Source organism: Elusimicrobiota bacterium (genome assembly GCA_016182905.1).
Classification (GTDB): domain Bacteria; phylum Elusimicrobiota; class Elusimicrobia; order UBA1565; family UBA9628; genus GWA2-66-18.
Window position 1 is genome coordinate 14,004 of sequence record JACPFR010000045.1, and the last position, 25,003, is coordinate 39,006.

Annotated in this window: 18 protein-coding genes; 1 reads left to right on the plus strand and 17 read right to left on the minus strand. The window is 72.8% G+C overall.

From position 1 onward, the window contains the following. Positions 1-3: 3 nt before the first annotated feature. Positions 4-609 carry a hypothetical protein gene (locus HYV14_14210; protein ID MBI2387141.1) on the plus strand — a complete coding sequence of 202 codons (606 nt, stop codon included), beginning with the start codon at positions 4-6 and terminating at the stop codon, positions 607-609. Here HYV14_14210 and HYV14_14215 read toward each other — a convergent pair. From HYV14_14215 to HYV14_14295, 17 genes are read right to left on the minus strand one after another with little or no spacing between them, the layout of a single operon-like run. Continuing rightward, entirely contained in the window at positions 606-3,740 is a 3,135-nt protein-coding gene (locus tag HYV14_14215; protein ID MBI2387142.1) for a hypothetical protein, read from the minus strand. The two genes, HYV14_14210 and HYV14_14215, sit on opposite strands and share 4 nt — an antisense overlap. After that, the gene (locus HYV14_14220) at positions 3,737-4,987 is read right to left on the minus strand and encodes a radical SAM protein (GenBank protein ID MBI2387143.1); all 1,251 of its coding nucleotides are present in this window, start codon (positions 4,985-4,987) and stop codon (positions 3,737-3,739) included. Before HYV14_14220 ends, HYV14_14215 begins: the two co-directional genes overlap by 4 nt. Beyond that, positions 4,984-5,958: a radical SAM protein gene (locus HYV14_14225; protein ID MBI2387144.1), complete on the minus strand. Its 975-nt coding sequence runs from the start codon at positions 5,956-5,958 to the stop codon at positions 4,984-4,986. The genes HYV14_14220 and HYV14_14225 overlap by 4 nt, the downstream gene beginning before the upstream one ends. Further along, on the minus strand, positions 5,955-6,701 hold the full coding sequence (locus tag HYV14_14230; GenBank protein ID MBI2387145.1) for a hypothetical protein: 747 nt from the start codon (positions 6,699-6,701) through the stop codon (positions 5,955-5,957). Before HYV14_14230 ends, HYV14_14225 begins: the two co-directional genes overlap by 4 nt. Next, positions 6,698-8,446, minus strand: coding sequence for a tetratricopeptide repeat protein (locus HYV14_14235; protein MBI2387146.1), 1,749 nt, complete (start codon positions 8,444-8,446; stop codon positions 6,698-6,700). Before HYV14_14235 ends, HYV14_14230 begins: the two co-directional genes overlap by 4 nt. After that, positions 8,439-9,905 (minus strand): tetratricopeptide repeat protein, encoded by a 1,467-nt coding sequence (locus HYV14_14240; protein ID MBI2387147.1) that lies wholly within the window; start codon positions 9,903-9,905, stop codon positions 8,439-8,441. Before HYV14_14240 ends, HYV14_14235 begins: the two co-directional genes overlap by 8 nt. Beyond that, positions 9,898-11,169, minus strand: coding sequence for a hypothetical protein (locus tag HYV14_14245; GenBank protein MBI2387148.1), 1,272 nt, complete (start codon positions 11,167-11,169; stop codon positions 9,898-9,900). Before HYV14_14245 ends, HYV14_14240 begins: the two co-directional genes overlap by 8 nt. Continuing rightward, on the minus strand, positions 11,169-13,511 hold the full coding sequence (locus HYV14_14250) for an AAA family ATPase (GenBank protein MBI2387149.1): 2,343 nt from the start codon (positions 13,509-13,511) through the stop codon (positions 11,169-11,171). The genes HYV14_14245 and HYV14_14250 overlap by 1 nt, the downstream gene beginning before the upstream one ends. 28 nt (positions 13,512-13,539) lie before the next feature. Continuing rightward, positions 13,540-14,742: a hypothetical protein gene (locus HYV14_14255; GenBank protein ID MBI2387150.1), complete on the minus strand. Its 1,203-nt coding sequence runs from the start codon at positions 14,740-14,742 to the stop codon at positions 13,540-13,542. Then, positions 14,739-15,860: a radical SAM protein gene (locus HYV14_14260; GenBank protein ID MBI2387151.1), complete on the minus strand. Its 1,122-nt coding sequence runs from the start codon at positions 15,858-15,860 to the stop codon at positions 14,739-14,741. The genes HYV14_14255 and HYV14_14260 overlap by 4 nt, the downstream gene beginning before the upstream one ends. Further along, entirely contained in the window at positions 15,857-17,317 is a 1,461-nt protein-coding gene (locus HYV14_14265) for a radical SAM protein (protein MBI2387152.1), read from the minus strand. The genes HYV14_14260 and HYV14_14265 overlap by 4 nt, the downstream gene beginning before the upstream one ends. Beyond that, positions 17,307-18,629, minus strand: a complete 1,323-nt coding sequence (locus tag HYV14_14270) for a hypothetical protein (GenBank protein MBI2387153.1) — start codon at positions 18,627-18,629, stop codon at positions 17,307-17,309. Before HYV14_14270 ends, HYV14_14265 begins: the two co-directional genes overlap by 11 nt. After that, complete coding sequence (locus tag HYV14_14275) at positions 18,622-20,391, minus strand: hypothetical protein (protein MBI2387154.1); 1,770 nt, start codon at positions 20,389-20,391, stop codon at positions 18,622-18,624. Before HYV14_14275 ends, HYV14_14270 begins: the two co-directional genes overlap by 8 nt. A 7-nt stretch (positions 20,392-20,398) precedes the next feature. Further along, positions 20,399-21,229: an AAA family ATPase gene (locus HYV14_14280; GenBank protein ID MBI2387155.1), complete on the minus strand. Its 831-nt coding sequence runs from the start codon at positions 21,227-21,229 to the stop codon at positions 20,399-20,401. Further along, positions 21,226-22,068 (minus strand): P-loop NTPase, encoded by an 843-nt coding sequence (locus HYV14_14285; GenBank protein MBI2387156.1) that lies wholly within the window; start codon positions 22,066-22,068, stop codon positions 21,226-21,228. Before HYV14_14285 ends, HYV14_14280 begins: the two co-directional genes overlap by 4 nt. Further along, on the minus strand, positions 22,065-23,297 hold the full coding sequence (locus tag HYV14_14290; GenBank protein ID MBI2387157.1) for a hypothetical protein: 1,233 nt from the start codon (positions 23,295-23,297) through the stop codon (positions 22,065-22,067). Before HYV14_14290 ends, HYV14_14285 begins: the two co-directional genes overlap by 4 nt. Continuing rightward, positions 23,294-24,979: a hypothetical protein gene (locus tag HYV14_14295; protein ID MBI2387158.1), complete on the minus strand. Its 1,686-nt coding sequence runs from the start codon at positions 24,977-24,979 to the stop codon at positions 23,294-23,296. The genes HYV14_14290 and HYV14_14295 overlap by 4 nt, the downstream gene beginning before the upstream one ends. Positions 24,980-25,003 lie beyond the last annotated feature (24 nt).

Genomic DNA, 25,003 nt, shown 5'->3' on the forward strand with positions numbered 1-25,003 from the left:
GGCATGACCGCCCCCCTCTCCCGCGCCGCCCTCGTCCTGCTGTGCTGTCTCGCCGCCTGTCGCAACGAGCCCGCCGCGCCCCCGACCGCGGAGGAGAAGGACCGCCGGGAGCTTCTGCGCCAGCCGGGTCCGGATTGGAAGCCCGGGGAGGCGCGGCGCGCCCTGACGATGCTGCTCCTGATCGACAAGACCCAGATCCGCAAAGGCGACGGCTTCGCCTACCGTCTCGAGATGCAGAACACGGGCCTGGAGCCGCTCGCGATCGAGGAGGACGCGCCCTCGTTCACCAAGGACGGCTCCCTGTGCGCCGGCGGCGGCTTCAAATTCCTGGTGACGCCGCCCGGCGGGCGGGAGCGCGACGTGCCGTGCGCGCCGAGGGGCGCGGCGCTCAGCACGGCGACGGCCGCGACGGGATCCGGGCTCTCGTTGAACCTGCAGCCGGGCGAGTATCTGCTCACGCGGGCCTCCGGACCGGGCGACCGCTTCCGGCCGATGCTGACGACGATGACGTTCGTCTCGCTCGGGACCTATCGCTTCAAGGCGGTGTACGATCCCGAGGGCTCGTTCCGCGCCGAGTCCAACGTCGTCGCCATGGAGGTCGTCCCCTAATCCCCCGGCGTCGCCAAGCGCTCGGTCAGGGCGCGCCGCGCGGTCTCCGAGCCGTCCTTGACCCGGGGCCGCGACACGGCCGCGCGATAGAGCGCCGTCGCCTCGCCCCGGCGGTTCGACGCCTCGTACAGCGAGCCCAGGCTGAGATACGGCGCGAGGAAATCGGGGTCGAGCGCGATCGCCGCGGTCCAGTCCGCGATCGCCTCCTCGCGCCGGCCCATCAGCGCGTGCAGGACCCCGCGGTCGCTCCGCCAGCGCGCGTCGCCGGGACGGGCGCGCACGCGGAGGCCGACGGCCGCGAGCGCGCCGTCGTAGTCCCCCAGCGTCTGACGGAGGAGGATCAGGCGGCGCGCCTCACCCTCCCCGAGGCTCCCTCCCTGGACGCGCGCCAAATGAGCCGCGGCCGCGGCCCGGTCTCCCGCGGCGCAGGCGGCCTCCGCCCGGTCCAGCCATGAGGCGGCGGCGTCGCCCAGCCGCAGGGAGACGCGCGCCGCGCCCTCGAAGTCGCCCGACTCGCGATAGGCCCGCGCCAGGCTCCGCAGGCGCCGCGCGTCCAGCGCCGTCCCCTCCGCGAACGCCAGGCTCTCCCGGGCCGTCTCGCGGCGGCCGCCCTTCGCCGCCCGGACGGCCAGGTCGAGCAAGCCGTCGGCGTCGCGCGAGCCCCGCGCGCCCAGGCGCTTCAGGACGGCCAGCGCGCGCGCGTAGTCGCCGACGTCGCGATAGGCGTGGGCGAGGCCGCGCAGCTCCTCCGGCGGCAGGGCCCGGCTCCCGGCGAACGTCAGGTTCGCCAACGCCTCCGCGCGGCGGCTCTGCTTCGCCGCCCGGGCGGCGTTGTCCAGGAGCAGCCGGACGTCCTTCTCCCCGGCCATGTCCGTCCGCTTCATGACGGCGAGCGAACGTCCGTAGCCGCCGAGGTCCCGGTAGGAGACGGCCAGCCGCCTCAGCCTCTCCGGGTCCAGGTTCAGGCTCTCGGCGCGCGCCAGGGCGTCGAGCGCCTCCGCCTTGCGCCCGGCGCGCGCCGCGCGCGCCGCCATGTCCGTGAGCACGTCGGCTTCCCGAGGGCCGCTCGGCCCCGCCCGCGTCAAGACGGCGGTCGCCTGGGAAAAGCGGCCCATGTCGCGGTAGACCAGAGCCACGTTCCTCAGCTTTTCCGGATCCGGGTCCAGGCTCTCTACGTACGCCAGGGCTTCGAGCGCCTCCGCTTCGCGCCCGGCGCGCGCCGCGAGCGCCGCGATGTCCGTGAGCAGATCGGCCTTCCAAACCCCTCCGGGTCCCGCCCCTTTCACGAGCGCCGTCGCCCGGGAATAACGGCCGACGTCGCGGTAGGCCAGGGCCAGTCTGCGCGTCTTCTCCGGCCCGAGGGCCGCCCCCTCGCCCGGCTCCCTCGACTCCGCGGCGAAGGCCAGCAGCTGCAGGGCGGTCCGCCTCTGGTTTTCGTTCTTCGCGGCCGCGTCCAGGTCCAGCCAGGCCTCCGGCGACAGGTCCTTTCCGGCGAAGAGGAAGCCGGGGACCGCCGCGAGCCGCTCGATGAGCGCCGCGCGCCCCGTCTCCGGCCAGCTCGCGACGATCTCGAGGACGACGCCCGGAGCGGCGTCGCCCCGCCGGCCGGCCGCCTCCAGGACGGCGGCCGCCTCCGGGCCCCTGCCGCGCAGAGCGAGGACGGCGGCCCGCAGGACGCTCTCGCGAAGGTCGGCCATCACGGCGAACCCCCGGGGCCCCGGAGCCTCCAGGATCCGCGCGGCCGGGCCTCCGCCGGCCAGCAGAGCCCAGGCGCGATCGAGCTCCCGGTCCCGCCTCGGGTCCAGCGCGAAGGCGCGGGTCAGATCGCCGACGGCCAGGTCCGGGCGGCCGTCGCGGAGAAGGCGCAGGCCGCGCTCGGAGAGGAGCCAGGCGTCCCGCGGATGCCTCGCGATCTCGCGCTCGAGCGCCCGCTCCTCCCGCGCGCGCGCGGGGTACGCCAGCGCCAGCCCCTGCGCCCAGGCCGCGACGCCCAGCAGCGGCGCGAGGACGGCGAACGCCGCCGCCGCGGCGGCCGCCGTCAGGCGCGCGGACGCCGGGCTCGTGCGCGCGGCGAGCAGGCCCGACGCCAGGACCGCGAGCAGCGGCCACCAGGGGACGAAGTAGTTCGCCTCGACCGGCATCAGGCAGTGGACCGCGAGGAAGTAGGCCGCCAGCAGCGCGACCTGCCGCCGGTCGTCGCGCCCGCGCCAGAGCCAGGCCGAGGCCGCGGCCGCGAGGACCAGCAGCGGCTTCAGGCTCGCCGCGTAAGCCGCGCGCTGGGCCGCCGAGGACAGGAAGCGCAGCGGATGGCTCAGGATCTCGGCGGCCGCCCACGCGAGGACGCTGCGGTCCGCGGAGAGCTCCGCGAGCTTCCGCGAATCCACGACCCCCATCGTGCGCACGAGGCCGAGCGCTCCCGTGATGACGTTGTCGTCGGCGCGGCCGTCCTCGAAGACGACCAGGCGTCCGGCGAGCCTCCAGTTCATGACGATCCACGGGATCAGGAAGACGAACGGGACCAGGACGAGCGCGGCCGCGTCCCCCGGCCGCGAGACGCCCTCCCTCCGGCCGCGCGCCCATTCGTAGAGGGCCAGCGCGAGAGGGAACAGGGACAGCGGCGACAGGATGAGGAAGCCGGTCCCGAGCGCGGCCGCCGTCCAGAGGGTCGCCGCCCGGGACGGCGCCTGCGCCCGGCGCGCGAGGAAGCAGGCCGCGAGCAGGACGGCCGGGACGTAAAGCCAGCGCTCGCCGCCGGCATGGGGCGCGGGCATGAGGGCGTAGAGGAGCGCGGCGGCCGCGCCGCTCACGCCCGAGTACAGCGTCGCGCCCAGGGCGAAGACGAGGACCGCTCCGGCCGCGACGGCGGCGGAGCGGACCGCCGCGGCCGCGGAGGCGGTCATATGCCCGCAGAGGAAGGCGTTCGGCGCGGAATAGGCCGGCATCGCCCGGGCGACGCCGCGGACGGGGACGCCGTGGAGGAGGGCCTCGCCGCGCTCGACGTGGAAGTCGGACTCCGCGCGGCAGTACTCGTCGCGGGGAGCCTGCGCGACCGCTCGGGCCCGCGCGGCGAGCGCGGCGGCGGCGCAGGCCAGAAGGAGCGCCGCGGCGAGCGTCTCCCGGCGGCCCGTCACGCCGCCGCCCGCACGGGGCGCAGCGCCCCCAGGCCGTAGAGGCCCGCGTACGGGGCCGGGACGCCGACGCAGCGCCGGTCGTAGCGGCACTCGCGGCAGGACGGCCGCTTCGCGCGCCCGATGACGCCCTCCTCCCCGGGGAACGCCTCGGCGTAGCGCACGCGATCCTGGGGCAGCGGCCGCGGCGACGCGTGCCGCGCGGGCCGGTCCGTCAGGCAGGCCGGGAAGGAGCTCTCCCCTCCCGAGCGGGAGACCGGCAGGCCCGCCGCGCGGCAGCGGGCGAGCGCCCGGCGCAGGAAGGGCGCGGCCTCCTCGAGCGCGACCGTCCAGGAGGGGGCCTTCTGATGGCCGGCCTCGTTGATCATCGAGAAATAGAAGCCCGGCCGCCCGCGCCCCCGGCCGCCGCGCAGCGCGGCGACGAAATCGACGAGCCCGGGCAGGTCGCGGTAGTTGCGCGCGTTGACGACGACGTTGACGGTGACGCTCAAGCCGGGGACGCGCAGCAGGCGCCCGAGCCCGGCCGCGGCGCGGGCGTGCTGACCGCGGCTGCCGGTGATCGCGTCGTAGGCGGCGGGCACGTGGGAGTGGAACGAGAACAGATAGGTCCTCACGCCCAGGCGGACCAGCTCCTCGAGCAGGCCGGGCCGGTCCAGGTACACGCCGTTGGTCTGCAGCACGAAGCGGCGGAAGCCGCGCGCGCGCGCCGCGGCCACGATCCGGGGCAGGCGCGGGTCGGCGGCCGGCTCGCCGCCGGATATCGTCAGCTCCCCCCGCGGGCCCGCGCGGCGCGCCAGCGCGTCGAGCTCGCGCTCGATCGACGCGGCGTCGGCGCCGCGCCCCGTCAGCGGCACGAAGCAGAACGGGCATCTCTGGTTGCAGGCGAACGTGGTCCGCAGGAGCAGGTCGCGGCCCTCCTGCCCCTCATGGGCCTCGGCCAGAGCCGCGCCCCGCGCCGGCCGCGGCGCGCGGCGGCGGAGGGATTCCACCAGCAGGTCGAGCGCCGCCCGCAGCTCGACGAGGCCGTCCTTCTCGCCGGCCCGGAGGCGGACGCCGCGCGCCGGCGCGGCGCGCAGGCGCGACCCCGGGGTCAGGGCTCTCGCCGCCGAGGCCGGGGCGGAGAACCCGCACAGGGCGCGGCTCTGGCCCGCCCGGCCGACGCTGAAATGGAGCACGCCCCCCTCCGCCCGGCGGCGCAGGACCCAGCCGAGGCGGGCGAGCACGGCGCGCACGGCCTCGGGGGCGTTCACAGCGGCGTCAGCTCCCCGAAGCCGTACAGCTCGCCGTAGCTGCCCCAGACGCCCTCGCAGCGGTCGCGATGCGCGCAGCGGCCGCACTCCGGGCCCTTGGCCTTGAGGGTGTCCTTCTTCTTCTCCTGCCAGACGAAGCGGTCGGGCATCGGGCCCCTCTTCGTGGCCATGCTCACGTCGTTGTCGGGGTCGAAGCCCGCCTCGTCGAGGTACTTGGCGGAGAGATGCTCGAACAGCGAGCCTTTCACGCCGGCCAGAAGGAGCGCGCATTTCGGGATCCCGCCGAAGGTCAGGTGGCCGCGCGGGCGCTTCTCGTTGAGCAGCATGATCCGGACGACCTTCGGCATAGCCTCCTTGAAGGACGGGATCCAGCGCCGGTCGTCCCGCGCCTCGCCCTGCGGCCAGATGTAGTTGAAGCGGATGTCGTCGAGGCCCAGCGCCCCGAAGAAGGCGACGTACTCCTCCATGTCGTCGAGGTTCGGCCGGCAGAGGACGGGGTTCAGCGCGATGTTGTCGCGCATGGCGCCCTCGGCCTTCAGCGCGAGGAGGTTGCGGATCCCCGCGATCTTGCGGGAGAGGTTGCCGGGCACGCCGGTGATGAGGCCGTCCTCGATCTCAGGACGATGGCTGTGGACGGAGATGGTCGCGCGCGTGAGCCCCGCCGCCGCCAGGTCGGCGCAGAACGAGGGGTCGGAGAGGCGCGTGCCGTTCGTGCAGATCGCGAGCCGGTCGTAGCCGATCGACTTCGCGTAGGCGAGCGACTCGACGATGTGCGGATAGACGGTCGGTTCCCCGCCCAGGAAGCCCGCGCTGCGGCAGCCCTGCTCGCGGAAGTGGCGCAGCTCCTCCCGGACCCGGTCCGGCCCGGCCCACGGCTCGTGATGGTCGCGGTTCATGCTGCTCATGCAGAACGCGCAGAGGTTGTTGCACAGCGTGCCGAGATGGATCTCGACGCGGCGCGCGTCGGTCATGCGGCCGCCTCGCGCGGGTGGACCATGAGAGCCACGTCGGAGATGTCCTTCCAGGGGATCCGGTCCGCCTCCGTCAGCCACTCGCGGCAGCCCAAGGTGATCATGCGGTCGGCGTACGGGAATTTCGAGCGCGGCACCTTGGTCAGGTCGAAGAAGGCGGTGACGGCGCGCCCGCCGACGGCCGGCTCCATGGCCTTCATGCACTCCTTGAACTGGCTCAGGCCGAGGAAGACGAACACGGGCTCGTCCTCGCGGCGGACGGCCTCGAGGAGCGAGGAGTCCGCGCCGCCCCTCGGCCCCGAGGAGAGATAGATGAGGAAGGTCCCGCGGTTGTGCGCGCCGGTCCAGTCCACCCCGCTCAGCGAGAGCATCGTGGCGAGGATCGAGGCCCCCGCCAGCGCCGTGATCGGGACCTCGCGCGCGCGCAGGCTCTTGACCAGCCAGGCGCCGGGGTCGATGAAGCAGGGGATGCCCCCCGAGCAGATCAGGGCCACGTCCTCCTTCTCCAGGAGGGCCAGGACCTTCTTCATGTACCCGGGGTCCGCCTTCTCCGGTATCGGGAGGAACTCCTTGCCGCGGCAGTCGATGCCGAGGTCCTTCTCGAACTGGGCCTTGGTGAGAGCGGGCTCCTCGGCGAGGAAGACGCGCATCCGGCGCGCGGCCTGCGCCGCGTGGACGGTGATGTCGCGCATGTTCCCGATGTGCCACGGGATCAGGAAGAAGGCGTGCTCGTTCGTTCTCATGTCGGTCGGTTCATCCAGATCGGCTGGACGTAGTTCTCCCAGCGCCGTATCCCCTTGGCCCACTCGAGACCGGACGCCATCAGTCGCCTCATCTGCTCGCGCGTCATGCCCTCGCGCGTGAACGGGATGCCGAGCCGCGTCATCAGGAAATCGAGCATCTTCTGCGACGCGACGGAGACGTCCTCCGCCATGCCCGCCTCGTCGCCGAGCGCGTCGCGCAGCAGTCCGCGGTTGAAATGGGCCCAGAAGCTGCGCGGGCCGCGCTTGACGACGGCCTCGATGTCGCGCATCGCCTCCGCGGGGCGGCCCATGACCCGGTAGGCCTCGGCCCGCCAGGCCAGGGCCTCGAAGTCCTTCGGGTCGTGCGCGACGGCGCGGTCGAGGTCGGCGAGCGCCTCGCCGAGGCGGCCCAGCTTCAGGAGGGCCGCCCCCCTCCAGCCGAAGACGAAGGTCTCCGCTCCGCGCGCGACGGCCGCGTCGAGCTTCTCGAGGGCCCGCTCGTACTCCCCGAGCCACAGCAGGACCTCGCCGTGCCACGTCAGGACCTCGCCCTCGAGGCCGGGGCCGCAGGTCTCCAGCGCGAGGTCGAACTCGCCGAGCCCCGTCGCCGTGTCGCCGCGCGCCATGTAGGCCTCCGCCATCCGGCAGCGCACCCACCAATGCGACGGCGCGCGGCTCAGGATGTCGCGGCTGATCTCGATGGCGCCGTCGAAGTCGAGCGCGCCGAGCTTGACGAGCACGAAGGACTGCCACATCCAGGAGTAGCGCCCGGAGTCGAGCGAGCGCAGCTTCGCGTACACCTGCATCGCCTCGGCGTTGAGGGCGCGGGCGCAGAGGAGGATGGCGCGGTAATAGGCGAACCACTCCGGGAACTCGCCGCCGCGCTCCTCCTCGCCCATGAGGCGCAGCTCCTCCGACACGAACGAGTCCTCCGCCACCGCGCGGCGGATCATGCGCCACCAGGGCCACATCAGCTGGCCCGGCGACTCGAACCGGCCGAACTTGTCGAGGACGGCCTCCCCCAGGCGGAAGGCCGCCGCGTGCCGCCGCGCGCACATCAGCGCGGAGAACACCTGCGGCCAGTCGACGGCGAGCTTGTCGCCGGGGCCGGCGCGGGCGACGCCGTCGAGCACCGCCCGCTCCAGGTCCGGGTCGTACCGCCCCTCGGAGAGCAGGCGGAAGAGGAGGTCGATGCGGGAGCTCTCGTCGTCCCTGCGGGCCGCGCGGAAGGAGGCCGCGAGCTCGGCGCCCGCGTCCTCGCGGCGGCCCCGCGTCAGCAGGACCTCGACGAGCAGCGAGCGGGCGCCGGGGGCCGGCGCCGCGCCGGACAGCGCGGACCGGGCCGCCTCCTCGACGCGGTCGAGGACGCCGGCCGCGGCCGCCCTCTCCGCCAGCGCGCGGCGGAAATCGGAGAACTCCAAGAGGGCGAACAGCCCGGCGGCGGGGCCGGCGAGCGCCCGGGACGCGGCCTCGGCCATGACCTCGCGCGCCTCGTCGAGGCGGCCGCCCTCCTCCAGGAGCCGGTAGAGCTCGGGCGCGCCCCTCGCGTCCTCCCTCATCGCCTTGCGGTAGAACCCCTCGGCCTGGCCCGGGCAGCCGCGCCTCTCCTCGATGCGCCCCATCCACTGGAAGATCTCCCAGGGCGCCGCGCCGGCGGCCGCCATGCGCTTCAGGGCGCTCGCCGCCTCCTTGACGCGTCCGGCCGTCAGGTGGGACTCGACCTCGACGTAGGGGCTCTCAGCCACGCGCCCCCAGCCAGATCGCGTTCAGGTAGCTCTCCGGGCGGCGTATCCCCTTGGCGCGCCTCAGCCCCCTCTCGAGGACGGCGCGCATCTCCGCGCGCCCCGGGGCGCCCGCCTTCGGCCCGCGCAGGGCGGAGGCGAGCTCCGGCGGGATCCGCGCGAAATCGGCGGCCATGCCCTCCGCGTCGCCCGCGTCGTCCCGCGCGAGGGCGCGGTTGAAGTAGGCCCACGCGTAGCGCGGGTCGAGCTCGAGCGCGCGGTCGAGGGCGCGCAGCGCCTCGGCGGTGCGCCCCATCAGCCGCAGCGCCTCGCCCCGCCACAGGTGCGCCTCGAGATCCTGAGGGTCGGTCGCGACGGCCGCGTCGAGGTCCGCGAGGGCCTTGCGGCGCTCGCCCAGCTTCAGATAAGCGGCCCCGCGCCAGCAGTGGACCCAGATCCGGGTCCCGATGGCCGCGCCCTCGTCGAGCTTCCTCAGGGCCGCGCGGTAGCGCCCCGCCCAGAGGAGCGCCGCGCCGTGCCAGGTCGTGACCGCGCGAAGGGCCCGGACGTCCGACGCGGCCGCGGCGGCGCGCCCGAACTCCGCGAGGCCGCGGGGGACGTCGCCGTCGGCCATGTGCGCCTCGGCCAGGCGGCACTGGAACCACCAGTAGTCCGGCGCGTGCCGCAGGAGGGCGCGGCACTCGGCGATCGTCCACTCGAGGTCGCCCGCCATCAGGCGCTGCATGACGAAGGCGTGGTGCATCATCGCGTAGCGCGCGTCGCGCGCGCGCCGGATCCGCGCGTACTCGGCCATGGCCGGCGCGTTCTCGCCCAGGCCGAGCAGGAGCACGCCCCGGAGGTACGCGAACCAGACCTCGAAGCCGCCGCCCCTCCCCGCCCGCCGCACGCGCTCGAGCTCCGCGGCGCAGAACGCCGTCTTCCCGGCCGAGGCGCGGGAGGAGACGCCGTGCCACCAAGGCCACAGGAAGCCGTTGGCGAACGGCAGGCGCGCGGACCGGCTCAGCATCTCCTCGCCGAGGCCGAACGCCTGGCGGTACCGGCGCGCGCAGAGCAGCGCCGAGAAGACGTCGGGCCAGAAGGACTCCCCCTCCTCGCGGGAGGCGGCGGCGGCCGTCTTGAGCGCGCGGACCGCCTCCGCGTATCTCCGGCCCTCGAGGAAGGAGTGGATCAAGACGAGGTTGGGGTTCCCGCCGCCCTCGAGCTTGCCGCGCAGGCGGGACAGGGCCGCCTCGCCCTCCGCCCGCGGCCAGCCCAGCGCCATCGCGCGCGCGAGATGCTCCGCGGACTCCTCCAGGCGGCCGCAGCCCTCGAGGAAGCGGGCGAGCTCCCGGTGCAGGGAGTCGAACCCCGGATTGGCGTCGAGCGCGAGGCGATAGGCCGCCTCCGCCTCGTCCAGGCGCCCCCGGCCTTCCTCGCGCTTTCCCCTCTCGAGGAACGCCGCCCACGAGGGAGACTCAGTCATGCTCGCCGCGCCTCGGGCGGGTCATCTCGTCGGCCAGCCGCTCCACGAAGGATAGGAAGCCGTTGAAGCCCAGGAAGGGCCGGTCGGACAGCGCGTGGCTGCGGTAGCTGGGGAAGCCGAACTCCATCGTCGGGAACTTCAGCTGCGGCCACTCGTGCTCGCACCACGTCGAGACGAACAGGTCGAGCGGCGCGTCCATGAACTTCCTGACCTCGTCGGACATGGACGGGGGCTCGTACAGCACGCCCGCGTCCGCCGCGCCGGCCCCGTGGGCGCGGCGGCCGCGGACGATCGCGCCCTCGAGCTTCATGCCGAGGTCGTCGGCGATGTCGCGGAAGCCCCCGAGCAGATGGGGGTCGCCCATGAAGCCCGCGCGGCGGCCGAGGAAGTACTGCGGGATGATCCACTTCAGCCGGGGGACCGCCCGCGACAGCTCCGCGTCGACGAAGGCCTCCGCCTCGCGCGCCTTGCCCGCGGCGGCGCCGACGTCGCGCGCGAACCGGACGGTCTTGGGCAGGCCGAACGGCAGCTCGGTCTCCACGAGCCGCGCGCCCGTCCGCTGCGCCAGGCGCCGCGCGGCCGACCGTCCGTAGGGCAGGGAGACGATCAGGTCCGCCTCCTCGACGCGGCTCAGCTCCGAGCAGCCCTGCCCGCTCAGCCACACCGAGACGGTCTCCAGCCCCAGGCCCGCGAGCATCCGCGTCAGCTCCGCGACGTTGGCGGCCTGGTCGCTCTCGTTGCGGTCCATCAGGTGGCCGACGACCGCGGCGGTTCCCGGGCGGCGGCGGCCCGGCGCGAGCGCGATGCCCTTGGCCAGGGCGTTGAGCGTCTGGTCGTAGCCGTCGAGCCAGTCGCCGACGAGGGACTCGGGCGGGATGTCGATGGCGGGCTTGGTCAGGCTCCCCGCGCGCAGGCGGATCGCCCGCCCGTAGTCGACGCCGGTGATCGAGCACATCGGCAGGGCCGTGACGAGCACCAGGCCCGATTCCTCGAGGCCGTCCAAGGTCAGCAGCTCGCGGCCGATGATGTCGTCGTGCTCCTTGACGACGCCGCGCGAGCAGACGTTGGTGAAGGCGACGCGGTGCCGGCCGCTGATGCGCAGCAAGGTCGAGTTCAGATCGTGCCGCCCGTGGATGAAATGCGCCTTGTAGAACGCGCAGTCCGGTCCGTCCACCAGCACGTACGCGTCCTTCAGCGCGTTGACCGCGAGGTAGACCCCCATGAGGGTCGGGTAGTTCATCGGCGTGCTGAATCGCTGTCCCATCAGGCGTCCCCCATGTATTTCGCGTAGCGCCTCTGGAACGGCCAGCGGCACAGCGTGTTGAGCGCCTGCAAAGTCCGCACCGCGCCGCCGAGGCCCATCTCGAAGCCCTCGAGAGAGAACTGCGCCTTGCCCGCCCGGGCCAGGCGGGTGTCGTAGGCGTACTCGGAGTAGACGGCCTGGAACGGCCCCTCCGCCAGCAGCGTCGCGAGCTCCTCGGGAGTGCGGAACGAGGTGAAATGCTCCGCCTGCCTGCGCTCCTGGCCGAAGCACAGGATCTCCACGCCGAAGCCCATCTCGCGCAGCAGGCGGAGCACCGGGATGCCCCACGTCAGCCCGGGATCGGCCAGGCGCGGCACGTGGTTGGCGTCGACGACGAAGGCCAGGCCCTGGGAGGACGCCTCGCGCCGTCCCTCGGTCCACGCGGGCGTCAGGTCCTTCGCGGCCCTCGCGTAGACGGCCTTGACCTTGCTCTTCAGGCCGAACTCGCCGGCCACGGCCTCGAGCCACTTCCGCGTGCCCTCGAAGCCGTACGGCGCGTCGGGCCGGAACGTCTTGATCGGCATGGGCTCGAAGTACTCCTTGTAGGTCTCGGCGTAGGCCGCGTTCGGATAGAGGATCTGCGCCTCGGCGGCGAGGTAGCGGCGGGCGACGGCGAGGCTCAGCGAGGGCATCACGCAGGCGTTGACCGACAGGCCGGTCTCCTCGAGAAGCCTGACGAGCTCCTTGAGCCCCGGGCCCGAGGGGAAGCCGACGAGGTTCACCGAGCGCGCGGCGCGGCGGACCTTGGCGAAGGCGGCGCCCTGCTGCATCTTCTTGAACAGGGAGAGGCACACGTCGAGCTCCTGGCAGCTGCTCTCGGCGTGGTTCATGTAGACGATGGGGACCTTCGTGCGCGCCTGCCAGCGCTTGACGACGGCCTCCGCGTCGTCGCCGATGACGGTCGGGATGCAGGTCGAGTGGACGACGATGGCCTCGGCGCCGCCCTTCGCGTTCTTGATCGCCTCCGCGAGGGCCTCGTCGAGCTTCTTGCCGCCGCCGTGGATGACGTCGAGGTCCTTGATGTTCGTCATGATGTTGCTGAAGTTGCCGTCGTCCCGGTCCTCGTCCTTCCGCCGGCGACCGCGCTTCGGGCGCTCGTCCTCGCGGGGCCCCTCCTCGTCGCCGCGCTCCATGCGCGGCCAGGGGAACTTGTAGAACGCGGGCAGGGAGCGGTCCTCGTAGTTCGGCGTGGAGTAGGAGCACTCCAGGTCCTGGTGCCAGACGTTGACGAGCGGCGTGCCGCCCTCGAGCGACATGCGCACGTTGCGCCGCGTTTCAAAGTCACAGAAGAAGCGTCGCCACTGGTCCTCCGCGCCCCACACCTGGGAGTTCATCCCCGGGTTCCCCTCCCACAGCTTCGCCTGCCAGGCCATGTCCTTCTCGAGGTCCGGCTTCGGCCCGGGAGCCGGGGCCGGAGGCGGCGCGGGCGCCCGGGGCTCGGGGCGCGGCGCGGGCGCCGCGGCGGGAGCCTCGGGCTGCGCGCCGGCGAACCCCCGGCGGGACAGCTCGTTGAAGCTCTCGTCGGAGAGCGGCTCGGGCACGGACACCGACCGGCGCTCGAAGCGCAGCAGGCCGTCGGCCAGCGCCCCGATCTTGCGCGCCAGCTCGCTGTCCGGCGCGTGCTCCACCAAGGTCGTGCGCCTGAACTCGGCCTCCCGCACGGCCGACTCGCGCGTGAAGAAGGAGAGGACGCCGGTCCCGATGGACGCGGCGAAGCGCTCCACGGCGGCGCGGTCGGCGTCCGGGTCGCGGAGGTTGGCGACCAGTCCGCACAAGGCGACGCCGTTCTCGCTGTAGTTCCGGATCGCGCGCGCGATGTTGTTGGCCGCGTACAGGGCCATCAGCTCCTCGGAGGTCACGATGACGACCTTGTCGGCGAAGCCCTGGCGCAGCGGCGCCGCGAAGCCCCCGCACACGACGTCGCCGAGGACGTCGAAGATGGCGACGTCGTAGCGGCCCTCCTGCAGGACGCCGGCCTCCTCGAGGATGGTGATCGTGCGTCCGATGCCGCGGCCGGCGCAGCCGATGCCCGGCTCGGGCCCGCCCGCCTCCACGCAGTCGACGCCGAGCCTTCCTTTGACCAAAATCTTAGAGAGATCGCCGCCGGCGCTGTCCATGAACGCGGAGTGCTCGACGACCGTGCGGATCGGACGCCCGTCCGTCAGCGCGATCGTCGTGTCGTGCTTGGGGTCGCAGCCGACGAGGATCACCTTCAGGCCCTTCTTCGCGTAGACCGCGGCGAGGTTGCCCGACAAGGTGGACTTTCCGATGCCGCCTTTCCCGAAGATCGTGATCTTTTGCACTAGGTCTCCCTCCCGGCCTTCGCGGCGTTCAGCGTCCGCACAGCGCCTCCTGCGCCTGGGCCAGATAGGGCGCGGCCGCCGCGACGACGCTGCCGCGGCAGGACAGGGTCAGCAAGGTCCCCAGGAAGATCCAGAACGCGAACGGGATCGTGTGATACACGTTGAAGTCCGCCGCCGACCGGCGCGCCAGCCAGGCCTTGAGCGTCGCGGCGTCGCCGTCGGTGATGCCGTCCACGTAGCGCTCGTCCATCCTGCCGGCGAGCTCCTTCTCCGCGGTCAGGCGCGCCCAGGTCTGGTCGGACAGGATGTCGCCGTACTTGAGGTCGTCGGGACGCAGCGCCCGCAGGCTGTCCCGCTCGATGATCCAGGCGAACGCGAACCGGCCGACGGACACGAGCATCCCGAAGTTGAACAGCATGCGGACGGCGGCCAGGAGGACGCCGCCGACGTCCATGCGCAGGACGAACGCCCCGGCCAAAGAGCCGGCGACGACGGCCGCGAACGCGACGGCGCCGACCTTCCTGTTCCTCAGGACGGCGGTCAGCGGCTTCCAGAACGCCAGCATGACGACGAAGACCGCCAGCGACCCCCACGGCTCGGGGAAGAGGGGAGCGACGCGCGTCGACGCCGCCTGCAGCGCGAAGAAGACGGCGAAGAGGTTCGCCGCGAGGATCAGGTATTCGCCGCGGTGAGGCCACACCTCCCGGGCGCGTATGCCGGCCATCTCGAGCTTGGCCTTGCGCCACTTCGGCCAGTCCACCCCGCGCAGCCGCGGGATACTCAGGACGAGGTTGACGACGGTCTCGAGCGCGAAGACGATCCCCGCCGGGACGAAGATGTTGATCAGCAGGATCAGGAAGAGGAGGAGCGGGAAGCCGGGAAGGTTCGGGTCGATGAGGGCCGCGAACAGCGCCGCGAGCGCGAAGAACTTCGCGTCGCCGGCGGGCCAGACCGCCCAGCGCCAGAAGCCGACGCCGGCCGCGAGGCTGAGGACGCAATGGAGCGCGATCCGGGGATAGAAGCTCAGAGGCAGGGAGTACTCCCCCAGCGGGCCGAAGCGCAGATGACGGGCGCCGAGGAGGCTGTTCACGAGGAGGAGGAGGAGGCCGGCCGCGCAGGCGAGCAGGCCCGCGGCGATCAGCCGGTTGCGGATCTTGCGCGTCCGCCAGTCCTCGATCGAGATCACCGAGGCGAGGCCGAGGAAGACGCCGTAGTAGAGGAGCGCCGTCATGCCTTCATCCTCCGCATCGCGGAGAAGCCCTTCTCCCGGATCGCGCGCACGCCGAGGCCGGCGCAGCCCGCCTCGCGCGCGCAGCCGCGGCAGGCCGAGCCCTTGAGGAAGTAGCGGGAGGCGATGTAGAACTCGGCGAACGCGAAGACGTCCTTCTTCCGGCCGAAGCGGAAGGGCGCGGGGGCCTCGCCGCCGCCCAGGCACGGCGGCGCGCCCCGCGCCGGCAGGCTGCCGTCCGCCTCGAGCGCCTCGAGGTCGCGGCAGAAGTCCTTCAGGAAGCAGTGCTCGCACGAGGCTCCCTTGCAGCCCGGGGTACGCCCGCTGTTGAGATAGCGCGCGAAGATGCGCCGGCGGCCGCGGAGCTCGTCGAGGATCTTGTCGGGCGGCTGGATGAGGCCCTCGAAGCCCTCGAGGAACTCGGGCTTCAGGCGGTTGGTCCAGATGTGGAGCTCCTTGCGGCGGCTGAGCTCGAGCGCGCGGTGCAGGTGGGCGAGGCTGGCCGGGTCGGAGAAGTCGCAGCGCAGCTCCTCCCGGTTCTCCCAGGCGTCGCCGAACGGCACCAGGGCCAGCAGGTCGAACTCGCCCACGCCGAGGCCGACGCAGAAGTCGAGATGCTCGCGCAGGACGGGGAGGTTCAGGCGGTTGATGACCACGTCCACGCTCACGATGAGGCCCCGCGTCCGCAGCGCCGCGCGCAGGGCCGACACGGCCTGGACGAAGGAGCCGGGGACCCGCGTCAGGCGGTCGTGGAGGTCCGGCGTGTGGCCGTGAAGGGAGAAGGTGACCTCGTCGAGGCCGGCGGCGACCGCCGCGGAGAGGAAGCCGGGGTAGCACATGCGCCGGCCGTTGGTGATCGTCTGGATGTGGCGGTAGCCGAGCTCGCGCGCCATGCCCACGATCGCGACGAACTCGGGATGGACGGTGGGCTCGCCCCCGCTCAGGACGACGCGGCGCAGGCCGCGCTTGCGGCCCCGCGCCAGCTCCCGGCGGATGAAGGCGAGGTCCAGCGCGCCGCCGGTCTGGGCGTGGCGGTCGAGGCAGAACAGGCATCTCTGATTGCAGTAGCGGGTGAGCCTCACCCAGTGGCGTTTTTCGCTCGCCGCCTGAATCTCGCTCACGAGGGACCCAGCGCGACGGAGGAGATATCCCGCTCGAGGCGGGCGCGGAGATCGCCGTCGAACAGCCCGGCCCCGCACGGCAGGCCCGGCAGGGCGTGCAGGGCGAACACGCAGGCCCAGAACACGCGCTGGGGCACCCCGCTCGGGAGATAATGGAACGTCTCGGCCTCGAACTCGACCTGGCCGAACGACTTCAGGAGCTTGAGCTCGAATCCGAAGTCCTCGCGCACGTCCGTCCCGAACCTCTGCCGGAAGGCGGCGTAGTTCAAGCGCGACCCGTGCTCCAGGTTCGCCAGGATGTACGACGCCATCTCGTCCTTCCGGCTCATCGGCGCGGCCCGGTAAAGGGGCGCCTCGGGAGAGAACCGCTCCCAATCCCGCTCGTATACCCGGCGGCCGAATATCTGGGACCGGCTTCCCCGGCCCAGGCCGAGCATGGAGCCCGCGGTCGGCCCCTCCTCCCGGCAGGAGAATTCCCCCGCGGGGAGAGCCGCGTCCACGACGGTCCATTCCCCGGTGTCGGGCTCGGCCTTCGCCGGCGTCCGGAAGCCCGTCTCGCGGGCGATGCGCATCACTCCCTCGAAGCCGGGCGTCAGATTCTCCTCGTAGTAGCGGAGGTAGGCCTCCGGGGTGGTGCGCGTCGCCTTCATGTACCGGTCGGTGAGCGACAGGGTGCAGACCGATATCTCCGTGGGCCGGAGCTCGGCGAGGCGCCGGAAGCTGTCGAGGAAGTTCTCCAGCGGCTCGCCCACCATCCCGAAGATGATGTCCGTGCCCACCGACTCGAAGCCCGCGGCCTTGGCTCCCGCGATCGCGGCTTTGACGCTGTCGAAGCTCTGGCGCCGGTTGACGCGGCGCAGGGTCTCCGGGGTCATGGACTGGACGCCGAAGCTCACCCGGGTGAAGCCGAGCCCGCGCAGCACGCGGAGCTTGGCCGGGTCCGTGTCGGCCGGGTTGAGCTCGATGGACCGCATCGCCCCCTTCGCGAAGCTGAACAGCTCGACGGCCGGACGGCAGAACCGCTCGAGCTGCTCGGCGCTCATCAGGCTGGGCGTGCCGCCGCCGACGGCGAATATGCGCATGGAGGCCCCCTCGAGCATGGGCGCGAAGAAGCGGGCCTCCTCCTCGATCTCCCCGATATAGTCGTCGATCATCCCTTGGCGGGGAAGCACGCGGGAATTGGTGAAGCAGTAGCTGCAGCGGGACTTGCAGTAGGGAAAATGGAAGTAGAGCTCGTACAGGTGCGGGGAACCCGCCGCTTCCCGGCGCAGCGTCCGCCACTCCGGCCCCAAGCGGGCGGCGGACCAGCCTTTCTCCCAGCGCAGGTCGATGAAGAACTTGATGACCGTGAACAGGTCGTCCGAGTAATCGAGCTTCGAGCGCAGCAGGACCCGGGCGAGCCGCCGCTCGAGGTCCCGCAGGGAGGGCGCCGGCCCGCGGGCCGCGTCAGTCCTCATCGCGTCCCTCCCCGCCGGCCGCGCGCTCCTCGTTGAGCCCGCGGGAGACCTCGTTGGCGGCGCGCGACAGGAAGGCCAGGGCGCCCTGGAAGCCGAGGAAGGGCTCCTCGCGCAGGAAGTGCGTGTCCTCGGAGGGGTAGCCGAACTCCATCCAGCGCCGGCCGCGACGGATCGAGACGAAGGCGAAGGCGCTGCCCACGACGAGGTCCGCGCCGCCCGCCGCCAGGCGGCCCCACTGCTCGCTGACGTCGCCGGGCAGGGGCTCGAAGGCGGTCCCGGGCCGGCTCTCCAGCGTCCGCTTGCGCTCGGGGTCGAGGTGATAATCCCCGCCGACGACGATCATCCCCGCCATCCGCCCGCCCAGGGCCTCGATCTGCTCGACGAAGCACGCCGCGACGTGCGGGTCGCCGGCGAACGCGAAGCGGCGGTTCAGGAAGGCGTGCGGCACGGTCCACTCGAGCCTGGGCACGACCGCGTCGAGCTCGCGGGCGATGAAGTCCCGCGCGAGCGCCTCGCGCCCGAACTCGCGGCCGAGGAGCTCGACGAAGCGGCGCGTCGCCTCGAGGCCGAACGGCAGCCCCGCCTCGACGACGGGCACGCCGAGGCGCTTGGCGAGCGTCCTCGCCGCCTTGCGCCCGTACGGCAGCGAGACGATCTTCCCCGCTCGCCGGACGTCGCGCAGGTCCGCGAACGGCCGGCCCGAGAGCCAGACCGTCGCGAGCCTCAGGCCCAGGGCGGAGAAGATCCGCTCGAGCTCGCGCAGGTTGCCCTGATGGTCGCCCTCGTTGCGGTCCATCAGGTAGCCGACCAGCGCCGCCGTGTCGGGCTCCGGCTTCGCCGCCTCGAGGTCCATCCCCGAGGCCAGCGCCTCCATGATCGCGGCGTAGCCGTCGAGCCAGTCGCCCGCGACGGCGTTGCGCCGCGGCATGACGAACGCCGGTATCGAAGAGCCTTCGAGAGCTTCTCGAAGAATGCGTTCGTAGTCCGTGCCCACGATCGCGCACATCGGCATCGAGCCCAGGAAGATCGCCCCGCAGCCGCGGAAGGCCGCGATGCGCTTGAGGCCCGACGCGATGTCCCCCTCGCAGTCCCCGGCGATGTTGAAGACGTTGACGCCGGTGTGCTGGATGCGGTGTTCGCTGTCGCAGGACAGCAAGGTGGAGAACAGGTCGTGGCGGCCGTGGATGTGCGCGGCCTTGTCGAAGATGCAGCTCGGACCGTCGCCCAGGAAGTAGGCGTCCGGGATGGCGTTGAGCCCGAGGTACGCCCCCTGCAGGTAGGGGATGTTGACGCGCACGCCCACCTTACCCACGGGCGGACCTCCGGGCGGACGCGAGATGCGCGGCGTACTGGCGGTAGAACGGCAGGCGGCACAGCGGCAGCAGCTTCTCGAGGGTGCGGCGCGCTCCCGCGAGGCCCATCTCGAAGTCCTTGCTCGAGAAGCGCGCCTTGCCGGCGCGCGTGATCCGCCAGTCGAAGACGATGTCCGAGTACACGGCCGCGAAATCGCCCGCCCGCAGGGCGCGCTCGAGCTCCCACGGGCTGCGGAAGACCGCGACGCGCGCGTCCGAGAGCGCCGAAGGAAGGACCGGGGGCTCGCCGTGGCGGTCGTAGTAGACGAGGTCCACGCCGAAGCCCATCTCCATCGCCATCGTCGCCAGCGGCGCCCCGTGGCCGTAGCGCAGCTCGACGAGGCGCGGCAAGGTCGCCTCCGAGACGACGAAGCCCAGCCGGAGCCCGGAAGCCTCCCGGCGCAGCTCCTCCCAGGACGGCAGGAAGGCGGACATCCGCGCCGCCCAGGCCTTGTCGAACGCCTCCGCCTTGCCGGCCGCGGCCGCGACGCCCCGCAGGCACCGGCGGGTCCCCTCGACGCCGTAGGGCGCGCTCACCGGCACGACGGGCCGCGGCGAGGCCTCGAGCAGCTCGCGCACCTTGGTCGGGTAGGAGCTGCGCTCGCAGAAGACCTGCCACCGCGCCTTGGGCAGGCCGTTCAGGGACGGGAAGCTCACGTCCGGGAACACGGAGACGCCGATCCCGAGGCCGAGGTCGTCCAGGAACGGCCGGATCTCCTCCTCGCGCACGCGCTTCGGGAAATGGAAGAGGTTGACCAGGCGCTCGTCGCCGGGCTCCGCGAAGAAGCCCGGCGCGCTCAGCAGGGAGCGGAAATGGGCCCCGAAGTTGTCGTTCTCGTCGCGGTCCTTCTGGCTCCAGCTCACCGAGGACCCGCCGATCTCCTTCTCGCAGCGCCGCGCGAGCCCCTGGAAATCCTCGCCCATGATGATCGGCGTGCACAGGTGCGTGAAGAGGAGGTAGTCGCCGGGCTTGGCCCGCTTGCGGACCTCCTCGACCAGGGCGTCGGCCCGCTCTCCGGTGCCCATGACCATGTCCCGCTCCTCGAGTTCGGTCACGATGCTCCCGTCCCGGGCGCCTTCGTCCTCGGGCTCGCCCGCGCCCCTCTCCTCGCCGTTCTCGCTCTCCTCCGGCCAGTCCATGAAGCTCCATTTGGCGAAGCTGCGCCGGGGCCGCGCGTAGTAGCACTCGAGGTCGGCGTACTCGATGTTGATCGTCTTCTCGGTGGTGCAGGAGGGCACGCCCAGCAGCACCTCGAAGTCCTGGTCGGCGTAGAAGTTCCTCCACCCGGCCTCGAGCAGCGCCATCGGCTGCCCGATGCACGGCACCTTGACCTTGTCCCCGTCCTGCCCGGGCGCGACCTTCTCCGTGAAGGACAGGGGGTCGGCGTCGAGCACGGCCGCGACGTCGGACAGGGTCCGCTCGCCGAGGCGGGACGCGAAGACCTTCAGCAGCTTCAGGACGGCCGGCCCCGCGGCGCCCTTGGGCGCCAAGGCGAGCCCGGGCGCGCGGACGGCGGCCTCGGTCGAGGAGCGCGGCAGGAGGTAGACGACGAGGCGGTGGGCGCCGCTCGTCAGGCTCAGGCGCACGCGCGGGCTCTCCCGTCCCAGCGCGCAGGCGCCGTCGAGCCTCCAGCCCGCCCCTCCCGCCTTGAGCCCCATCAGGCTCTCCACGGCGGCGAGGGCCGCGGGCCCCGCCGTGACGTGCCGCTCGCCCGGGATCATCGCGCTCTCACCAGCCCTTGTAGAACCGCCGGTCGTCCATCGGCGTCGGGATCGGGCAGTCCTCCTTGCGGATGTCGAGTATCTTCTTGGCCAGCGACGCGAGGCTCTTCGAGAACGGGCTCTTCGGCGCCATCTCGACGACGGTGTTCTTGCGGGCGAACTCCGCCTTGCGCACGGCGGGGTCGCGCGGCACGAACTCGAGGATGCGCGTGCCGAGGATCTCGGCGAACGTCTCGAGCTTCCTGCGCTCCACCTTGCCGTCCTTGAGGTTCGCCACGAGGCCCGCGAGGTAGACGCCGTTGGAGGCGTAGGTCCTCACGGACTTCGCGATGTTGTTGGCCGCGTACAGCGCCATCAGCTCCTCCGAGACCACGATGACGATCTTCTCGGCGAAGCCCTTGCGCAGCGGCGCGGCGAAGCCGCCGCACACGACGTCGCCGAGGACGTCGAAGACCCGCGCGTCGTAGCCGCCCGCCTTCAGCACGCCGAGGTCCTGCAGCGCCTCGAGCATCAGCGAGATGCCCCGGCCGGCGCAGCCCACGCCCGGCTCCGGCCCGCCGGCCTCGACGCAGTCGATGCCGAGGCGGCCCTTGACGATGAGGTCCGAGGGCTTGAGCTCGCCGTGGTCGCGCACCCCGAAGATGCGGGTGTACTTCTCCATGAAGGTCTCGATGAGTTCGCCGTCGACGAGCCCCAGCGTGCTGTCGTGCTTCGGGTCGCAGCCGACGTGCAGGACCTTGAGGCCCTGCAGCGCGTAGACCGAGCTGAGGTTCGAGGAGATCGTGGACTTCCCGATGCCGCCCTTGCCGAACACGACGATGTTGTTCTCCATGCTCACTTCGCTCTCCTGTAGATCCTCTGCCCGCGCGCGAACTCGGCGAACTCGGCGGCGGGCATGGGCCGCGCGGCGGCGCCGGGGACCGCGCCCCGCCGCGCCTCGATCGCCTTCGCCAGGTCGCGGAAGCGGGCCGCCGCCGCTCCCTTCGGAGCGTGCTCGAAGACGGTCAGCCCCAGCTCCTCCGACTCCAGGATGTCCGGGTCGCGCGGGATGACGGCCGTGATGTCGACGCCGAGGCGCGAGGCGAAGGCCTCGAGGTGCCCGGGGCGCACGTCGTTCTGGCGCAGGTTGAAGATGATCCCCCCGACGAACACGCCCTCGTGGTAGGGCGCCGACGCGACGCGGACGATGTTGTTGGCCGCGAACAGCGACGCCGTCTCCTCGGAGGAGACGATGTACACGTCGCGGCCGAGGCCGAAGCGCAGGGGCGCGACGAAGCCTCCGCAGACGAGGTCCCCGAGGACGTCGAAGATGAGGGTGTCGTAGGCGCCGACCTCGCGCGCGTGCTCCTCCAGGAACTGGCACAGCGTGGCGACGCTGCGGCCCCCGCAGCCCTGCCCCGGAGGCGGCCCGCCCGTCTCCAGCACGTCGAGCCCCGGCCGGCTGCTCGTCACGAGCTCGCGGAACCCGTGGCCTTCGAGCCCCGTCACCATGTCGACGATGGTCGGCGCGCGCCTGCCGCCCATGAGGCGCAGCGACGTGTCCGCCTTGGGGTCGCAGCCGAGGAGCAGGACCTCGCGGCCGTCGCGGGCGAAGCTCGCCGCGAGATGGGCGCACGTCGTGGACTTGCCCACGCCGCCCTTCCCGTAGACGACGACCGTCAGCGGCCTGCGCTTCATGATCGCGGACGCCCGGAGGCCTCGTCGCGCAGGATGGCCGAGGCGACGCGGTCGACGAGATGGCGGAAGCCCGCGTAGCCGAGGAACGGACGCTCGGCGACGGGATGCTCGACGTAGTTCGGATAGCCGATCGGCACGTGCACGGCGTCGTCGGGCGAGAGGTCGCTGCCCGTGGGGGCGAGGCACACCGGGCGGATCCTCTTCTCGAGCGGCCCCAGGGCCGTCAGCAGGGCCGGGTCGGCCAGCAGACCCAGCTCGGCGCACAGCTCCCGCAGGGCCGCCGTCAGGTGGGGATCGTCCTGCAGGACCTCGGCGACGCGGCCCGAGATGACCCGCAGCACGTGGGCCTGCGTGTCGCGCACCGCGGCGCGGCTCTCCCGGGCGGCCAGCGGCGCGGCCTCCCGCCCGCGTCCGGCGGACGCGGCGACCTTGCGGAGGAACCTCTCGGTGGCGGACAGCCCGAGCGGCAGCTCGGCCTCGCAGAGCCTGGCCCCGGTCCGCTCGGCCACGACGCGGGCCGCCTCGCGCGCGTAGGGAAGAGAGATCACGAGGCTCGCGCGCTCCGCCGCCTCCAGCTCCGCCCGGCCTCCGCCGGACAGCCAGACGGATTCCACGCGCAGGCCGAGGGCCTCGAGCAGGCGCCTCAGCTCGCGCAGGTTCCCGGCGTGGTCCGGCTCGTCGCGGTCGTGGAGATAGCCGACCAGCGCGACGGCGTCCTTCCCGCGGCGGCCGGGGCGGAGCGTCACGCTCCGGGCCAGCGCCTCGCAGGTCCGCGCGTAGCCGTCGAGCCAGGTGCCGCCGAGCGAGCGCGAGGGGATATGGCAGAGCAGCGGCCCGCCGGGCCGCGCGTGGCGGCGCGCGACCTCCTTCAGCGGGAAGTTCACGAGCTCGTGGAAATCGAAGGTCGTCGACAGCACGATCCCGGCGTCGGGCTGGGCGCAGACCCCCGCGAAGACGGCGTCGACCTGGGCGTTGCGGTCGGTCGAGAGGCTCTTGACCTCCTCGCGGTCCTGGACCTGTCCGGTGTGCACGACGCGGCGATGGCCGATCGGCGGCAGCAGGCGGCAGCGCAGGTTGTGGCAGTACTGCATCTCGGCCTTGGTGAAGACGCAGTAGGGGCCGTCGACGACGAGATAGGCCCCCGCGAGGGCGTCGACGGCGACGTATACGCCGTTGAGGAAAGGCAGGCGGAAGGATTCGACCGCGGCGGCGAGGCTGTTCTCGATCATGATATCCATGGCGCCAGGCAGGCGCGGTGACGGGCGAAGGGGCGCGACTCGCATTTCAACAGGAGCCGGCACGCGGACCGCAGCAGGCCCGCCGGCCCGGGCTCGAAGACGTTGTCGTTGAAGCCCGGCAGGCCGTGCGCCTCGAGGCGCGGGTCGTGGTTGAAGTGCGTGAAGGCCAGGTCGACCCCGCGGCGCAGGAGCCGGTCGAGCCCGGCGCGGGTGGAGAACGGGACGAACTCGATCGAGCCCGCGCCCTTCGCCTCCGGGGGCCGGCGCAGGGCCGCGGCCGCGGAGGGCGCGGGGCTCCAGACGAGGCAGCGCACGCGGAAGCCCAGCTCGCACAGCAGCCCCGCCGTCGAGAAGCCGAAGGTCCGGCCGCGCGAGGCCAGCAGCTCGAGGTCGGCGGCGTCGCCGATGAGCGCCGCCGTGCGCGCGCGGCAGCGCGGGATCAGCGCCTCGAGCCCGGCGGCCGCCGCCGCGGGGACCTCCGCGGGCGCGTCCAGGCCCAGGACGGAGACGACGCGCGCCAGCCAGGCGCGGGTCCCGGCGAGGCCGAACGGAGGGTGATGCCGGACGACGCGCAGGCCGCGCCGCAGGAAGACCCCGTCCTCGATCTTCGCCCAGCCCACCGGGTCGTACCAGACCACCGCGCCGGCCGCGCCGATCTCCGGGAAGGAGCGGACGTCGAGGTTCGGGAAGAGCGCGCCCACGACGCGCAGGCCGAGGCCGCGGCACAGCCCGGCGGCCTCCTTCGCCGCCGCCTCGGACGGCAGGCCGGCGAGGATGACGGCCTTCGGGTCGCGGGCCGGAGCGAACTCGACCTCATCGAGCAGGCGATCGACGAGGGCCTCGTAGACCGGGCCCGAGTTGCGGGTCTTCGACGTCCACAGCACCGGCACGCCCAGCTCGCGCTCGATGCGCTCGATGAACGGCGCGGGCGTGTCCCCGACGAGCTCCGGCAGGCAGGTGGTCTTCAGATGGATGAAGGCCGGCTTCTCCTCGCGCGCGACCCGCTCGAGGACGCGCCCGAGGATCTCCTGCGTGCGCCCGCCCACGACGTCCGCCTCGCCGATGTCGGTGTCCGTGTAGGAGAAATCCCCCTCCGCCGCGCGGGGGCCGTCCTCGGCGAAGAAGCGCAGCGGCGCCACCTCGAGCCGCGGGTTGTTGGCGTTGCACTCCAGCGTCGCGTGGCTGATCTGCGCGTAGCGCGCGCCGAAGCGGACGTCCTGCTCGAGGAAGCGCACGTCCGGGTGGACGAACTTCCAGAAGCGCGAGCCGTGATCGACGGCCCGGAAATAGGTCTCGAAGCGCGACGGGACCGAGTCCCCGCCGGGGTCGGAGTAGAGCAGGGCGTCGCGGTTGAGGCGCGCGAGGAGCTCCGCGAAGCCCTCTCCCGCCAGGCCCGCCGCGATCGCGCCCGTCACGGCGCGCTCGTCGCCGGCGGGCTCGCCGCCGCGGCCATCGGTCCCGAGCCGGGCGCGCCCCCCCGCGTCCCGGACGATCCGCAGGTCGAGCCGGCGGCGGTCCTTGGCCAGGACGAGCTCGACCTCGGTCCCGCGAAGGAACGCCTGCTCCAGCTCCCACCCCGCGGGCGGGCCGCCGAGGATCCCCTTGAGGTGCAGAAGCCCGTCCAGTCCGAGCCGGTGACGCGGGGCCGCCGGGTGGTTTTTTTCTATATGCATGGCAACGATTCTGCCAACAGGATA